Annotated in this window: 11 protein-coding genes; 5 read left to right on the forward strand and 6 right to left on the reverse strand. The window is 62.3% G+C overall.

All coding sequences use genetic code 11. The features are described 5' to 3' along the window. Positions 1-19: 19 nt before the first annotated feature. Entirely contained in the window at positions 20-850 is an 831-nt protein-coding gene (locus ACP3TA_RS22045; RefSeq protein WP_033643735.1) for an alpha/beta fold hydrolase, read from the reverse strand. A gap of 220 nt (positions 851-1,070) precedes the next feature. Here ACP3TA_RS22045 and ACP3TA_RS22050 point away from each other — a divergent pair, with 220 nt between their 5' ends. The 5 genes from ACP3TA_RS22050 (at position 1,071) to ACP3TA_RS22070 (ending at position 9,570) form a co-directional block, all read left to right on the forward strand. Continuing rightward, on the forward strand, positions 1,071-2,474 hold the full coding sequence (locus tag ACP3TA_RS22050) for a coniferyl aldehyde dehydrogenase (RefSeq protein ID WP_069100328.1): 1,404 nt from the start codon (positions 1,071-1,073) through the stop codon (positions 2,472-2,474). A gap of 259 nt (positions 2,475-2,733) precedes the next feature. Further along, positions 2,734-4,929, forward strand: a complete 2,196-nt coding sequence (katG, locus tag ACP3TA_RS22055) for a catalase/peroxidase HPI (RefSeq protein WP_089194944.1) — start codon at positions 2,734-2,736, stop codon at positions 4,927-4,929. A gap of 525 nt (positions 4,930-5,454) precedes the next feature. Further along, positions 5,455-6,354: a VOC family protein gene (locus ACP3TA_RS22060; RefSeq protein WP_162997205.1), complete on the forward strand. Its 900-nt coding sequence runs from the start codon at positions 5,455-5,457 to the stop codon at positions 6,352-6,354. Positions 6,355-6,398: 44 nt separating this feature from the next. After that, entirely contained in the window at positions 6,399-7,685 is a 1,287-nt protein-coding gene (locus ACP3TA_RS22065) for an alginate export family protein (protein ID WP_426784434.1), read from the forward strand. Between the two features lie 502 nt (positions 7,686-8,187). Then, entirely contained in the window at positions 8,188-9,570 is a 1,383-nt protein-coding gene (locus tag ACP3TA_RS22070) for a serralysin family metalloprotease (protein WP_426784435.1), read from the forward strand. 104 nt (positions 9,571-9,674) lie between these two features. Here the strand turns inward: ACP3TA_RS22070 and ACP3TA_RS22075 are convergent, their stop codons facing one another. The 5 genes from ACP3TA_RS22075 to ACP3TA_RS22095 all read right to left on the reverse strand — a co-directional run bounded on the left by ACP3TA_RS22075 (position 9,675) and on the right by ACP3TA_RS22095 (position 15,229). Further along, complete coding sequence (locus tag ACP3TA_RS22075) at positions 9,675-10,727, reverse strand: NAD(P)H-dependent flavin oxidoreductase (RefSeq protein ID WP_142590222.1); 1,053 nt, start codon at positions 10,725-10,727, stop codon at positions 9,675-9,677. A 96-nt stretch (positions 10,728-10,823) separates the two neighbouring features. Next, the gene (locus tag ACP3TA_RS22080) at positions 10,824-12,434 is read right to left on the reverse strand and encodes an MFS transporter (RefSeq protein ID WP_101452822.1); all 1,611 of its coding nucleotides are present in this window, start codon (positions 12,432-12,434) and stop codon (positions 10,824-10,826) included. Beyond that, positions 12,427-12,852, reverse strand: a complete 426-nt coding sequence (locus ACP3TA_RS22085) for a DoxX family protein (RefSeq protein ID WP_033651867.1) — start codon at positions 12,850-12,852, stop codon at positions 12,427-12,429. The genes ACP3TA_RS22080 and ACP3TA_RS22085 overlap by 8 nt, the downstream gene beginning before the upstream one ends. A gap of 9 nt (positions 12,853-12,861) precedes the next feature. Then, positions 12,862-13,692: an alpha/beta fold hydrolase gene (locus ACP3TA_RS22090; RefSeq protein ID WP_033651868.1), complete on the reverse strand. Its 831-nt coding sequence runs from the start codon at positions 13,690-13,692 to the stop codon at positions 12,862-12,864. A 142-nt stretch (positions 13,693-13,834) separates the two neighbouring features. Next, positions 13,835-15,229, reverse strand: coding sequence for an MFS transporter (locus ACP3TA_RS22095; protein WP_170852885.1), 1,395 nt, complete (start codon positions 15,227-15,229; stop codon positions 13,835-13,837). Between the last annotated feature and the right edge of the window lie 129 nt (positions 15,230-15,358).

Here is a 15,358-nt window from a genome sequence, read left to right on the forward strand (position 1 = left end):
CAAAAGTGCTTGTTCGCGCTTAACTGTTCACGAACGCCAGCAGATCGGCGTTGACCTGATCGGCATGGGTAGTCGGTATGCCGTGCGGCGCGCCCTTATAGGTATGGAGCGTGCCGTTTTGCACCAGCTTGGCCGACAGCGCGCCGGAATCCTGATAAGGCACCACCTGGTCGTCGTCGCCGTGGATCACCAGCACCGGAATGGCAATCTTCTTGAGATCTTCGGTGAAATCGGTCTGCGAGAAGGCGACGATGCCGTCATAGTGCGCCTTGGCGCCGCCCATCATGCCCTGCCGCCACCAGTTCCAGATAATGGCCTCCGACGGTTTGGCGCCCGGACGGTTATAGCCGTAGAACGGGCCGGCGGGCACGTCGTAATAGAATTGCGCCCGGTTGGCGGCCAGCTGCGCCTGGAAATCATCGAATACCGATTTTGGGGTGCCCTGCGGGTTACTGTCCGTTTTCACCATCAGCGGCGGCACCGCGCTGATCAGCACCGCTTTGGACACCTTGTCCTCGCCGTGGCGCACGATATAGCGCACCACCTCGCCGCCGCCGGTCGAGTGGCCCACGTGCATGGCGCCCTGTACGCCGAGGTGTTTTACCACCGCGGCGACATCATCGGCGTAGTGATCCATGTCGTGCCCTTCCCACACCTGGCTGGAGCGGCCGTGGCCGCGGCGATCGTGCGCAACCACGCGGAACCCTTTGTTCACGAAGAACAGCATCTGGGCATCCCAGTCATCGCTGGACAGCGGCCAGCCGTGGTGGAAGTAGATAACCTTGCCGTTTTTTGGGCCCCAATCCTTGTAGAAAATCTCGACGCCATCGCTGGTCGTTACATAACCCATGTCGTTTCTCCCATTTACACTCTGGTTAAAAAAGAAGGTTTATACTGCGCACGGCACCGGGATCTCTGGCTCCCTCATCCCGGTTGGCCGACGATCTTGCGTTGATCGTTTAACGAGTATAGGTTTAAAGTTCACTTTAAGGTCAAACCCAATTCGGCAAACCGCATTCCCGCTTTCACTCGGCATCAGGAGAATTCAAGTGCAGGGAGATGACATCCTCATGACGATGGAGCCGCGGCTTGCCGCCCAGCGCCACGCCTTCCTGCGCGACGGCGCGCCGACGATGCAACAGCGCAAGGCCGCCCTGCGCCGCTTGCGGAGCGCCATTCTGGCCCAGCGCGCCGCGCTGGCGGCGGCCGTCAGCGCGGACTTCGGCCACCGTTCGCCTTACGAAACCGACATTCTGGAGATTCTGGTCACCGTTCAGGCGATCGATTACCTGCTGCGCAACCTGAAACGCTTCATGAAGCCGGAGCGCCGCCACGTCGCCCTGCCGTATCAGGCCGCACGCGCCTATGTGCAATATCAGCCCAAGGGCGTGATTGGCATCATGGCGCCGTGGAACTATCCCTTCTCGTTGACCTTCATCCCGCTGGCCACCGCCCTGGCCGCCGGCAACCGCGTGATGCTGAAACCTTCGGAGCTCACGCCGCATACCAGCCGCCTGATCGAAACGATGCTGGCGGCGCTGTTTCCCGCCGATGAGGTCGCCGTCGTGACCGGCGGGCCGGACGTCGGGGCCAGATTCAGCGAGCTGACGTTCGACCATCTGGTGTTCACCGGCAGCACGGCGATCGGCCGTCAGGTCATGCAGGCGGCCGGCAAACATCTGGTGCCGTTAACGCTCGAATTGGGCGGCAAAAGCCCTGCCGTTATGGCGCGCGGCGCGGTTAACGCCAGAAACGTCAAGAGCGTGGCGTTCGGCAAGCTGTCGAACGCGGGCCAAACCTGTATCGCGCCCGATTACCTGCTGGTTCATCAGGACGATCTGGCAAGCTTCATGGCGCTCTATGACGCGGCGGTTAAAAGCTTTTATCCCGACGGGCCAACCGGCGACGACTACGGCGCCATCATCAACGACAGGCACTATCGCCGCTTGCAAGCGCTGCTTGCCGACGCACAGGCGCGCGGCGCGCAACTCCATCCGGTCGGCCACCGCCCGGACTCGGCGTCTGAACGGCCGAACACGCTGGCCCCTACGCTTATCGTCGGCGCCCCCGATGACAGCGCGATCATGCAAGAAGAGATCTTCGGGCCGCTGCTGCCGGTGCGCACCTACGCCGCCTTTGATGAAACGATCGACGTTATCAACGCCGCGCCCCGCCCGCTCGCGCTCTACTACTTCGGCCCGCCGGGCGAGGATCGGGACCGGCTGCTGGCGCGCACCGCCTCCGGCAACGTCAGCATCAACGCCACCCTGCTGCACTTCGCCCAGGACGACCTGCCGTTCGGCGGCATCGGCCCCAGCGGCATGGGAGCCTGTCACGGCATCGAAGGATTTCGGGCGCTGAGCCACGCCAAAGGCGTTTTCATCCAGAGCCGCTGGCGCTTTACCGACCTGCTGCGCGCGCCGTTCGGCAAGCTGGCGGACGCAGTGCTCGCGTTCATGTTGCGGCGCCGATAACGCGGCGTGTTGACTATCAATAGCACACCCATAAATCGCCGCAAGCTATCACAATATTCACTCATTCCTATTTTATCTCTCCGCCGCCGCTGACTAAGCTTAGCCCTATGTCCCCCTTTGCCCGTTGGCGGCGAGGGTGACGTCAATCGATTGAGTTCAGTTATTTAGCGCAACACCCGACGCAAGCCTTACCCGCATGCCTTGTTAACCGCTCCACGCCCGGCGGCTGGAGCATCTTTACGGAAGCAGAGAGCGCATTATGACAACTGAAAGCAAATGCCCGTTTTCGGGCGGCAAGCAGCCCGCACCGCAGAACGGCCCCACCAATCAGGATTGGTGGCCTAATCAGCTCAGCCTGAAACCGCTGCACCAGCACTCCCCCCTGTCCGATCCGATGGATAAAGACTTCAACTACGCCGATGCCTTCAACAGCCTCGATCTGGCGGCGGTCAAACAGGATCTGCACGCCCTGATGACCGACTCGCAGGAATGGTGGCCGGCGGACTTCGGCCACTACGGCGGCCTGTTCATCCGCATGGCCTGGCACAGCGCCGGCACCTACCGCATCGGCGACGGCCGCGGCGGCGCAGGCGAAGGCCAGCAGCGCTTCGCCCCGCTCAACAGCTGGCCGGACAACGTCAGCCTCGACAAGGCGCGCCGTTTGCTGTGGCCTATCAAGCAGAAATACGGCCGCAACATCTCCTGGGCCGACCTGATTATCCTGACCGGCAACGTGGCGCTGGAATCGATGGGCTTCAAAACCTTCGGCTACGCCGGCGGCCGCGCCGACACCTGGGAGCCGGACGACGTCTACTGGGGCTCTGAGAAGATCTGGCTGGAACTGAGCGGCGGGCCGAACAGCCGCTACTCGGGCGACCGCGATCTGGAAAACCCGCTGGCGGCGGTGCAGATGGGCCTGATTTACGTCAACCCGGAAGGCCCGGACGGCAATCCCGATCCGGTGGCCGCCGCGCGCGACATCCGTGAAACCTTCGCCCGCATGGCGATGAACGACGAAGAAACCGTGGCGCTGATCGCCGGCGGCCACACCTTCGGCAAGACCCACGGCGCCGGCCCGGCGTCTCACGTCGGCGCCGATCCGGAAGCCGCCGGACTGGAAGCGCAGGGCCTCGGCTGGCACAGCACCTTCGGCACCGGCGTCGGCAAAGACGCCATCACCAGCGGCCTGGAAGTCACCTGGACCACCACCCCGACCCAGTGGAACCATGACTTCTTCCGCCACCTGTTCGAATACGAATGGGAGCTGAGCCAAAGCCCGGCCGGCGCGCACCAGTGGGTGGCGAAAGACATCGGTGAAACCATTCCCGACGCCTTCGATCCCAACAAAAAACGCCGCCCAACCATGCTGACCACCGACCTGTCGCTGCGCTTCGATCCGGCCTACGAGAAGATTTCGCGCCGCTTCTATGAGCACCCGGAGGAGCTGGCCGACGCCTTCGCCCGCGCCTGGTTCAAGCTGACCCACCGCGACATGGGGCCGCGCGCGCGCTACCTCGGCCCGGAAGTGCCGCAGGAAGCGTTGATTTGGCAGGATCCGATCCCGGCGGTCGATCATCCGCTGATCGATGAGCAGGACATCGCCGCGCTGAAAAACGCCGTGCTGGCTTCCGGCCTGTCGGTGTCGGCGCTGGTCTCCACCGCCTGGGCTTCCGCTTCCAGCTTCCGCGGCTCAGACAAGCGCGGCGGCGCCAACGGCGCGCGCATTCGCCTGGCGCCGCAAAAGGACTGGGCGGTCAACCAACCTGCGCAGCTCGCCGCGACGCTGGCCAAGCTGGAGAGCATCCAACGCGCCTTCAACGATGCGCAGACCGGCGGCAAGCGCGTCTCGCTGGCGGATCTGATCGTGCTGGCCGGCGCGGCGGGCGTGGAACAGGCGGCGAAGAACGCCGGTTTCACCCTGACGGTGCCGTTCGCCCCGGGCCGCATGGACGCCTCGCAGGAACAGACCGACGTGGACTCCTTCGAGGCGATGGAGCCGCTCGCCGACGGTTTCCGCAACTTCCTGAAGGGCAAATACCGCGTGCCGGCCGAAACGCTGCTGGTCGACAAGGCGCAGCTGTTGACCCTGACCGCGCCGGAAATGACGGTGCTGGTCGGCGGGCTGCGCGTGCTCGGCGCCAACGTCGGCGGCACGCAGCACGGCGTGTTCACCCATCGCCCGCAGGCGCTGACCAACGACTTCTTCGTCAACCTGCTCGACATGGGCACCACCTGGCACCCGGTCGGTGAAGACGGCCTGTTCGAAGGCCGCGATCGCCGCAGCGGCGCGGTTAAATGGACCGGCACCCGCGTCGATCTGGTGTTCGGTTCGCACGCGCAGCTGCGCGCGCTGGCCGAAGTCTACGGCAGCGCCGACGGGCAAGAGAAGTTCGCCCACGACTTCGTCGCCGCCTGGAACAAAGTGATGAACCTCGATCGTTTCGATCTGGCGTAACGCCCTCCAACGGCCTGCTTCGGCAGGCCGTTTTCTCTCCCGAGATAAACACCGCCTCCCCTTCTCCGTCAGCCCTGTCAGGCGCCGCGATATTCTCTTTTCCCGCTTATTCGTATTTACTCAACAAGTCATATAAAAATTTGATGGGCGGCAATTCTTTTAATGCTGTATTTATATTTAGAGGGCAATGAAGAGCGTAAACTCACATCGTTAATGCGATATATCCCATCAAGGAGATGACCGTTATGGATTATCCTCGATACACCTCAACACGCGACGAGGCGGGTCTCATCATCGCCGTCCCTTAGCGGCAGCGGGTTTGGCCGGCAAAGGCGCCCCATCGTTTTACGCCATAAAAATAGATGTTCTGCACCTGCGCGATATTCGCCTGGGCGCCTGACGTTTGCCCTTCGTTAATGTTTCACGGCGCGCATTGCGCTTTTGGTTTTTATTTTTTCAGCCGACGGGAAAGCTCATGGAAAATTACGCTTCACTCAGGAATATAACCGCTACCTGGAGGTCAACATGCAACATATTATCGGCATTTCTTCTCGTCGGCTGAGGATATCGGCCCTTGCGCTGCTGCTCCCGGCGATGTCGTGGGCGGCCGATACGGCGTCTGTCGCCGTAGGGCCGCAGTATGACACCACCCATGTCTACGTCGAACGCGGCAAGATGGATGCCTTTGTCGACAGCATCCTGAAAACCTTCGGCGGCACCAGCACCGAACGCGTGCTGGTCAACGTCACGCCCACGCCCAGCGAAACTTACTCCCAGCTGATACTGACGCCGGCCGGCAGCTTCTCGGTGTTCGATTTCAAAACGCCGATCCCGCATCCGTTTGGCGCCGAGCGCAACGGTTTTCTGGTCAGGGATATGGACGCCGCCATTCGGCAAGCCAAGGCCGCCGGCGCCGATGTGCAGGTCGAACCCTTCGACGATCCGATTGGCCGCGACGCAGTGATCCAGTGGCCCGGCGGCGTCAACATGCAGCTTTATTGGCACACCAAAGCGCCCAACTACAAGCCGCTGCTGAGCGTGCCGGAAAACCGCCTGTACCTCTCCGCCTATCGCGTCGACGACTTCCTTAACAGCTATCGGGCATTCTCGCACGCCAAGGTGGCGAGCGACGCGCAAGTCAGCGATGCGGCGATCGGCCGTAACGGCAACGGCAAGATCCGCCAGATCGAACTGGACTCCCGCTTCGGCAAAACGCGCATTTTCGTCACCGACGGGCATCTGCCTTATCCGTTCGGCCATGAGCGCACCGGCTATGGCGTCGACGATCTGTCGGCCACGCTGGCCAAAGCGACGGCCAGCGGCGCGCAGGTGCTGTGGCATTCGACGGCGGCGGAACGCCGCGCCTCGGCGCTGGTGAGCTTCCCCGGCGGCTATATCGCCGAAATTCACCAGACGGCTAAATAAACCCAAGGCGCGCTGCGGCGCGCTTTTTTCTTCGGATATCCATGATGAAACGCACGCTACCCGCACTGTTGCTGTTCTCCACGCTCCCCGCGCTGGCGGCGGAGCCCGCCGCTTCCCCCTGGAAAAACATCCCGTTGGGCGATGCGGCCACGTTGTCTTTCGACGGTTCACTGCGCGAGCGCTATGAATGGACGGATCAGCGGGATCTGAACGGCGGACGCGACGACACCTTCATGCAGCGCTTGCTGGTTGGCGCGCGCCTCGACTACGGCGACTATGTCGGCGCCTATGTGCAGGTGGGATCGTCGCTGGCCACGCCGCGCGACCGCGGGCGCAAGCCGACCGACGAAGATCATGCCTACCTCGGCCAGGGCTATGTGGATATGAAACTGCCCACCGCCTACGGCCTCGGCACCCTGCGGATCGGCCGCCAGGAGATTGCGCTGGGCTCGCTGCACCTGCTGGGCACCCGCGACGGCCCCAACGTGCGCCGCTCCTTCGACGCTATCCGCGCCAGTTGGGTCAAGGACAAAAACCGCCTCGACGCCTTTATCGGCCACCCCATTACGCTCAAGACCGGCAGTTTCGACGACGATACCGACAACAGCCAAAAGGTGTGGGGTCTGTACGGCACCACGCCGCTGACGCCGCTGGCTTCCTCGCTCGATCTTTATACCTTCGGCTTTGAAGATAACGACGCCCACTACGCGCAGCTCAGCGGGCAAGAGCGGCGCTACACCGTCGGCGCGCGCATTTTCGGCGCGGCGCAGGGCTTCGACTGGGACAATGAGGCCGCCTGGCAGTTCGGCAGCGCGGAACAGCGCGACATCCGCGCCTGGTCGGCGTCGGCGCACGCCGGCTATACGGCGAACGACTGGCGCTGGCGGCCGCGCTTCGGCGGCAAGATTGGCATCGCCAGCGGCGATAAAAACGGTCACGACGGGCAGCTCAATACCTTTAACGCCATGTACCCCAAGCTGCCCTACCTGACCGAGAACGGGCTGGTGGCGCCGGCGAACCTGATCGCCATCCATCCTTCGGTCACGATCACGCCGTGGCAAACCCTGTCCATCGACTTCAGCTGGGACGCGCTATGGCGGCAACGCCGCGAGGATGCCTTCTACCTCGGGCCGATGCGCCCGGTGAAAGGCAGCGCGCAGGGCTCGCGCTTTATCGGCAACCAGTATCAGGTCGAAACAACCTGGACACCGCGCAGCGATCTTCAGTTCAAGGTGGCCTATGTTTACTTCGACGTCAGCAACAGCCTGCAGCACCATGCCGGGCTGAAAAGCATGAACTTCGTCCTGGCGCAGGGCACCTACAGTTTTTAAGCATCAGGCAAGTTAATCGGTGTACGCGGGCGCCCTCAATAATCCCGTATCCGATTAATGACGACAGCCGGCGTGCGGCCGCCTCTATGCGTTACGGCAATGGCGGCTACTCACCGCATTTCACAGATAAAAAGCTGGAAAAGCAGAAAGATAAATCAGCGACGCAAACGCCGCGCGCCGATTACAGAGAAATATTAAATAAAGATTTAATTCCAACGAGTTATTTAAACACGTCTTTTACTCATATCTTATGTAAAAGATTCATATAAGAATAACTAATTAATAAAATAATTGTGTTTATACTGCTTTAACTCAATCACAGTGCACAATTAATTCCTCACCGTGATTAATGATAAGGATATATTCCGCTTGAACGCAATATTCAAGCCAGACCAAGGAGGCAAGCCAATGATATCACTTTAATTACCCCCTGATTTTCAAACCTGTGTACGAGCATATAGAGCGTTAGGTGCAATATTGTCAACGTCCAAAGGAGTTTGATATGTCATTAGCGACCGATAAAATTTCCGATTATTTAACCCGTTATGAAAGAGGCGATCACGCGGGGAGCAGTAAACCGTCATATACCACGCAAGAGGTTTCAGATCTGCTGCTGAGGAGCCATTATTCCGCCAATGGCAAAGGCGTGACCGACCATGCGGCTACCTTGACCTACTCTTTCCCCGTCTATACCGGCAGCGACAAGACGGGCGCCGCGCAGCTTACCGCCGCCCAGCAAGCCCAAACCAAGCTTTCATTACAATCCTGGTCGGATGTGGCCAACATCACGTTCACCGAGGTTAAAGGCAACGACGCGAAAAATGCAGATATAAAGTTTGGTTTTTATAAGGCGGCCAGCGGGGGCAATTACACCTCGTATGAAAGTACGCAGAGCAATCTAAAAAGCACCATTTGGATCAGCGGCAATAACGGCTACGACGCCTCCAATCCGCAAACCAATAATTACGCCAGGGATACACTCACCCATGAAATAGGGCATGCGTTGGGGCTTTCTCATCCCGGCAATTATGATGCGTCAAATACCACCTACCCCACCTACGCCAACTCGGCGAAGTATTATGAAGACGACCATCAATATTCTTTGATGAGCTATTTTAACGAACAATACACCAGCGCTGACTATAAAGGCGTTTGGCCATCGGGGCCGCAGCTGGATGATATTACCGCCATACAGAAGCTTTACGGCGCGAATACCACCACGCGCACCGGCGATACCACCTATGGTTTCAACTCGAATACGGACCGAGACTTTTTGAGCGTTAAGGCGTCCACGGACAAAATCGTGGCGGCTATCTGGGATGCCGGCGGCAATGACACGCTGGATTTTTCAGGCTACAGCCAGGATCAGCGCATCAACATTAACGAAGGCGCATTCTCTGATGTCGGCGGCTTGAAGGCGAATATCGCCATCGCCTACGGCGCGCAGATTGAAAATATCATCGGCGGCAGCGGCGCCGACATTCTTGTGGGCAACGCGCTGAACAATACGTTAAAAGGCGGTGCAGGCAACGACATCATTTACGGTGCCGGCGGCGCCGATCAGCTCTGGGGCAATGCAGGCGCGGACACCTTCGTCTTCCGCGAAGCCGGCGACAGCCAAGCCGCCGCGCCGGATTGGATCCGCGATTTCCAGACGGCGGTGGATAAAATCGACCTGTCGTGGCTCAACCAGACGGCTAAGGCCGAGGGGGGCGAGTTGCACTTCGTGGATAATTTAAGCGGCTCGTTATATGAAGCGGCGCTGAATTATGACGCGCAGCAGAATGTCACCGATCTGGCCATCAATCTCTCCGGCAATCAATTGCCTGATTTTCTGGTTAAAATCGTTGGGCATGTCGACGCTTCCGCCGATATTCTCGTCTAGCCAAGAAACCAACAGTCCGGCGCGAACGCCGGACTGTTCATCTCTTATCAGACCTCACCCGGCGTCTTTTTACATTGCCACAGCAATAAATCGCGCAGACGAGGTCACACCGCTTCCAGCTCCGCCGCCAGGGTGGCGACCAGCTCCGCCGCCGGCATCGGCCGCGCCAGGCCGACACCCTGCCCGGCCCACAGCGACATAAACTCCCCGCGCCCGGCCTTGGCCGCCGCCTGGCGGATATCGCCGGTGAGCGCGTTCTGCACCGGATAAGGCAGGATCTGCGCCTCTTCCGCGCGCATCTGCCGCATGAAATCATTGACGATGCCGCGCGCCGGGCGGCCGCTGAAGGCGCGCGTCAGGCGCGTGCTGTCATCGCCAGCGTTGCGCAGCGCCGCCCGCCAGGCTTCGGCGATGCCCGACTCCGGGCTGCACAGGAATGCGGTGCCCAGCTGCGCCGCCTGCGCGCCCAGCAATTGTGCCGCCGCGATGCCGCGCCCGTTCATGATGCCGCCTGCGGCAATCGCCGGGATCTTCACCGCCGCCACCACCTGCGGCAGCAGGGCCATCAGGCCGACGCAGGACTGTTCGATATCGCCAAGGAAGGTCGGGCGGTGGCCGCCCGCCTCCGCGCCCGAGACGCAGACGAAGTCGGCGCCCGCCTCTTCCCAGGCGCGGGCTTCCGCCACCGTGGTGGCGGTGCCGATCACCCGCGAACCGGCCTTCTTGAACTGCGTGACCGTCGCGCGCGGCAGCACGCCGAAGGTGAAGCTGACCACCGGCGGTGCAGCCTCCAGCAGGGCCGCGATCTGGTCGCGGTTGTTTTCGGCGAATTGGGTCGGCATGGGCGGTTCACTCAGCCCCAGCGCTTCGCGGAACGGCCGCAGCAGGTGCTGGGCGCGCTTGAGCTCGGCGAGATCCGGGTGCTGCTCATCGAGCAGAAACAGATTGATGTTGAACGGCGCGGCGGTCTGCGCGCGGATCTGCTGCACGCGCTCGAGGATCACCGCCGGGGAAAACAGCGCCGCCGCGCACGATCCCAGCGCCCCGGCGTTGCTCACCGCCACCGCCAGCGCCGGCGGCGACGCGCCGTTCATCGGCCCCTGAACGATCGGATAGCGCAGCCCAAGCTCGCGGGCAAAAGCAGAAGGTGCCGTCATCAATATGTCTCCCTGTGCTGACTACATTCGTCTTACGGCGGCCGCGCCGCCGAACCGACCAAAAGCATAGCACCTTCTCACCGCCTGGCCGTGCAGTTAATGCTTCACCTGACGCCGGTCGAGCGACAGGAAGTGATGCACCACCGGTTTCTCAGGGCCGATATGGAAGCGCAGCGCCTCCTGCTGCAGATCGGCGTCGGCGTGCGATACCCGCTGGTGCTGCCGCAGATGCTCCGCCCAGGATTCCACCAGGAACCACTCCATGATGCATTCCGGATCGCCGGTGTGCTCGGTGATGCCCCAGGCGTAAGCGCCATCGCGGCGACGCGCCCGCTCCAGCATCAGCAGCGTGCGCAAGAACTGCGGCCGATCCTGCTCGCGAATGCGGTACTCCACCTGAATCATCACCGGGCCGCGATCGTTCTCGACCGGCGTGTTAACCAACGGCTCCGGCCAATGGTTCGACGGCTGCAGATCGGCCTCGCCGGTCGGCAGACGCAGGCGGTGGAACAGCAGCCCCGCCGCCAACAGGCCGACGCCGCCGACCAGCAGCGTGGCGGCCACGCCCAGCTCCTGCGCCACCAGCCCCCACAACAGGCTGCCCGCCGCCATCGCGCCGTTGAACACCATCAGATAGATGGCCAGGCCGCGGCCGCGCACCCAGTTAGGCAGCACGCCCTGCGCCGCGCCGTTGAGCGTGGTCAGCGCAATGATCCAGCCGGCGCCCAGCACCAACAGCAGCACCACCGCCAGCCACTGCGGCGGCGCCAGCGACAGGGCCGCCATTACCGCCGCCGTCAGCACCGCCGCCAGCAACACCAGCCCGTCGGCGTTCAGCCGCTGGCGCAGGCGCGGCAGCACGATCGCCCCGAGGATCGCCCCGGCGCCCACCGCCCCCAGCAGGACGCCGTAAAAACCGGCGCTGCCGCCCAGCATGCGGCGCGCCACCAGCGGCAGCAGCGCCCAAACCGAGCTGGAGAAGGCGAAGAACACCGCCGCCCGCAGCAGCACCACGTGCAGCTCGCGGCTGGAACGGGCATAGCGCAGCCCGGCGCGGAAGGCGCCGAAGAAGTGTTCCGACAGGCCGCTGTCCTCAACCTTCGGCCGCTTCCACCACAGCAGCGCCGCGATCACCAGCACATAGCTCATCACGTCCGCGCCGTAGGCCGCGCCGGCGCCGAAGCTGGCCAGCAGCAAACCGCCGGCCGCCGGGCCGATGGAGCGGGCGATGTTGATGCCCAGCGAGTTCAGCGCCACGGCGTTTTTCAGCTCGCCGCGCGGCACCAGCTCCGGCACGATCGCCTGCCAGGTCGGCCCCATCAGCGCCGCGCCGATGCCGCCGACGAAGGTCAGCGCCAGCAGGTATTCCACCGTCAGCGCGCCGGTCTGCGACAGCAGCAACAGGCTGCCGCTGACGCAGGCCAGCAGAATTTGCACGAAGATCAGAAAGCGTCGCCGATCGAGAATGTCCGACAGCACCCCGGCCGGGATGGCCAGCAGGAACACCGGCAGCGTGGCGGCGGTTTGCATCAGCGCCACCGCCGAAGGGTTGCTCGACAGGTCGGTGATCAGCCACGAGCTGGCGACGTCGCGCATAAAACTGCCGACGTTGCCGAGCACCGTGGCGCCCCACAGCACCGCAAATAATGGAATTTTCAGCGGCGCGAAGCCGCCCGCCGTCGCCTTGTTTTCCGTCTGTTCAGCCATCCGTTCGCTCCTTCAAATCGTTAAATGCCACCAGCAACAGCGCGCCGGCCAGCCCGAGGTGTTCAAAAAATCCGTTCATCATCTGGCCGCGCTCCGCCCCGTCGAACTGCCAGAACGGATTGGCCATCAGCGTCGCCATCAGGGTAAAACCGGCCAGCGCCAACGCGCCGAGCCAGCGATAAAAACCGCTCAGGATCAGCGCCGACGCCGCCAGTTCCAGCAGCGTCACCAGCACGGCGAACAGCGCCGCCGGCTGCAGGCCGAAGTGGGTCATCTCGGCGATGGCGCCCTCAACGTTCAGCGCCTTGACCAGCCCGCCCTGAATATAGGCGGCGCAGATCGCGAGCAGCAGCACCCAGCGCACCGCAGGCGCGTGCAGCCGCTGCGCGCAGCGGGCGGCGATAACAGTCAGGTTCATCGCGCCCCCTTAAAACGGCGAATTCTGGATGAAGGCCAGCAGATCGGCGTTGAAGCGATCGGGATCGGCCTGCGCCAAACCGTGAGAGCCGCCGGCGTAAACATTCAGCTCCGCCTGTTGCATAAGCTTAGCGGCTTTCAGCGCCGAGGCGCCGATCGGCACGATCTGATCGGCGTCGCCGTGCACCAGCAGCGTCGGCTTGTCGATCGCCAGCAGATCGGCGGTGTAATCCACTTCGGAGAACGCGCGTACGCAGTCGTACTGCCCTTTCACGCCGCCCTGCATGCCCATCAGCCAGAAGCTGTCGATCAGCCCCGCGTTGCTCTCCACCTCGTCGCACTGGAAGCCATAGAACGGCACCGCCAGCTCTTTGAAGAACTGCGAGCGGTTGCCCGCCACGCCGCTGCGAATGCCGTCGAACGCCGCCATCGGCGTGCCCTCTGGGTTGACCGGCGTCTGCAGCATCAGCGGCGGCACGGCGCCGACCAGCACCACTTTCGCCACCCGATCGCTGCCGTGACGGCCGATGTAGCGCGCCACTTCGCCGCCGCCGGTGGAATGGCCGACCAGGATCAGATCGCGCAGATCCAGCGTTTCGATCAGCAGGGCCAGATCGTCGGCGTATTGGTTGATGTCGTTGCCGTGCCAGGTTTGATCAGAACGGCCGTGGCCGCGGCGATCGTGGGCGATCACGCGGAACCCGCTCTGGCCGAAAAACAGCATCTGGTTGTCCCAGGCATCGGCGGACAGCGGCCAACCGTGCGAGAACAGGATCGGCTGGCCGCGGCCCCAATCCTTATAGAAAATGCGTGCGCCATCGGGCGCGGTAAGAGTGCTCATGACGTGTTCCCCGCTCGGTATCGAATTGGATTTTGGACGGGTTAACAGTACGGCAGGCGCAAAGGCAGTGATAACGGAATAATTTTCGCATGATCGCGAGTTTTTTTGCTGAAGAGGCCGGCGTCGCCGCCGGCGCAAAACGTCAGATGTTTTCCAGATCGATGCCGCGCGTTTTCGGGCCGAACAGCCCGATCACCAGCATCACGATCAGCATGCTGGCGACGATAAACGCGATCACCCCCAGCGAACCGCCGTACTGCAAGATAATGCCGATAATGATGCTGCTGAACACCGTCGACAGCCGGCTGAAGGAGTAGCAGAAACCGACGGCGCGGGCGCGGATGTGGGTCGGGAAGATCTCGGATTGATAGGAGTGGTAGCTGTAGGTCAGCCAGGCGTTGGACCAGGTGATGAAGAAGCCGCACAGGATCAGCCACAGCGGGTTGTTCTGCAGCGCGAACAGCGAGCCGAAGATCACCGTCACCAGGCAAGACAACACGATCTGCCACTTATTCTCCATCTTGTCGGCGTAGAAGCTGCACAGCAGCGAGCCCAGCGGGTAGGCCAGCGTGATGAAGAAAGCGTACAGCAGGCTGTGGGTGACCGAAGCGCCCTTGCCCGACAGCAGCGCTGGCAGCCAGTTGCCGAAGCCGAAGAAGCCGATGGCCTGAAAGAAATTCATCACCACCAGCATCAGCGTGCGATCGCGATACTGCGGCGCCCAGATATCGCGAAAGCGGCCGCGCAGCGGCGCGCCCTCGGCATCGTCAACCGGGCGCGACGGGAAGTCCGTGGCTGCCACGCCGCAGCGCCGCTCCATATCCCGCATCACCTGCCGGGCCTGCGCATAGCGCCGCTGCTGCACCAGCCAGCGCGGCGACTCCGGCAGCCCCTTGCGCACCAGCCAAATCACCAGCGAAGCCAGCGCGCCGGCGATCACCACGTAGCGCCAGCCGCTCAGGCCCCAAATCGTCTGCGGCACCAGCCACCAGGACATCAGCGCCACCGCCGGCACCGACAGGAACTGCACGAAGAACGCGAAGGCGAAAGCCCGGGTGCGCAGATGCGCGGGCACCCACTCCGTCAGGTAGGTATCGATGGTCACCAGCTCAATGCCGAGCCCGACGCCCACCAGAAAGCGCAGAAAGATCACCCACTCCGCCTGCTGTTGAAACGCCAGCAGCAGCGAGAAGGCGCCATACCAGATCAGGGCGAACATGAAGGTGGCGCGCCGGCCGAAGCGATCGGCGTACGGGCTCAGCAGGCTGGCGCCGACGAACAGGCCGAGAAAGGTGGCGGAGGCGAAGGCCGCCTGATCCGACACGCCGAAGACGCCCTGCGCGCCGGTGTGGAAAATGCCGTCGGCGATAAGGCCGGTGCTGATATAGCCGGTCTGGAACAGATCGTAGAGTTCGAAAAAGCCGCCCAGCGACAGCAGAATGATAAAGCGCCACAGGCCGGCCGACGCGGGCAAGGCGTCGATTCTGGCCGCCAAATCCCGCGCATGGATCGGCGACGCCGCTACAGAGTCACTCACCGTTAACCTCGCATTAACATTTTTGATGACTTTCTATGCTAGCGAAGCGGCGTCGGAGTTAAATTTTTAATTAGCAGACTATGAAAAAAAGTTAAGCATAAAACGCTGCAGCAGCCTGTTTTATAGCAG

This window comes from Serratia sp. 2C06, from assembly GCF_050037615.1.
In the GTDB taxonomy this organism is placed as follows: Bacteria; Pseudomonadota; Gammaproteobacteria; order Enterobacterales; family Enterobacteriaceae; genus Serratia; species Serratia ureilytica.

Excerpts from the sequence above, each read along its gene's own strand:
- ACP3TA_RS22065 (WP_426784434.1), top strand. The coding sequence starts at position 6,399 with ATGAAACGCACGCTACCCGCACTGTTGCTGTTCTCCACGCTCCCCGCG.
- ACP3TA_RS22060 (WP_162997205.1), top strand. The coding sequence starts at position 5,455 with ATGCAACATATTATCGGCATTTCTTCTCGTCGGCTGAGGATATCGGCC.
- katG (WP_089194944.1), top strand. The coding sequence starts at position 2,734 with ATGACAACTGAAAGCAAATGCCCGTTTTCGGGCGGCAAGCAGCCCGCA.
- ACP3TA_RS22090 (WP_033651868.1), bottom strand. The coding sequence starts at position 13,692 with ATGAGCACTCTTACCGCGCCCGATGGCGCACGCATTTTCTATAAGGAT.
- ACP3TA_RS22050 (WP_069100328.1), top strand. The coding sequence starts at position 1,071 with ATGACGATGGAGCCGCGGCTTGCCGCCCAGCGCCACGCCTTCCTGCGC.
- ACP3TA_RS22045 (WP_033643735.1), bottom strand. The coding sequence starts at position 850 with ATGGGTTATGTAACGACCAGCGATGGCGTCGAGATTTTCTACAAGGAT.
- ACP3TA_RS22080 (WP_101452822.1), bottom strand. The coding sequence starts at position 12,434 with ATGGCTGAACAGACGGAAAACAAGGCGACGGCGGGCGGCTTCGCGCCG.
- ACP3TA_RS22070 (WP_426784435.1), top strand. The coding sequence starts at position 8,188 with ATGTCATTAGCGACCGATAAAATTTCCGATTATTTAACCCGTTATGAA.
- ACP3TA_RS22085 (WP_033651867.1), bottom strand. The coding sequence starts at position 12,852 with ATGAACCTGACTGTTATCGCCGCCCGCTGCGCGCAGCGGCTGCACGCG.
- ACP3TA_RS22075 (WP_142590222.1), bottom strand. The coding sequence starts at position 10,727 with ATGACGGCACCTTCTGCTTTTGCCCGCGAGCTTGGGCTGCGCTATCCG.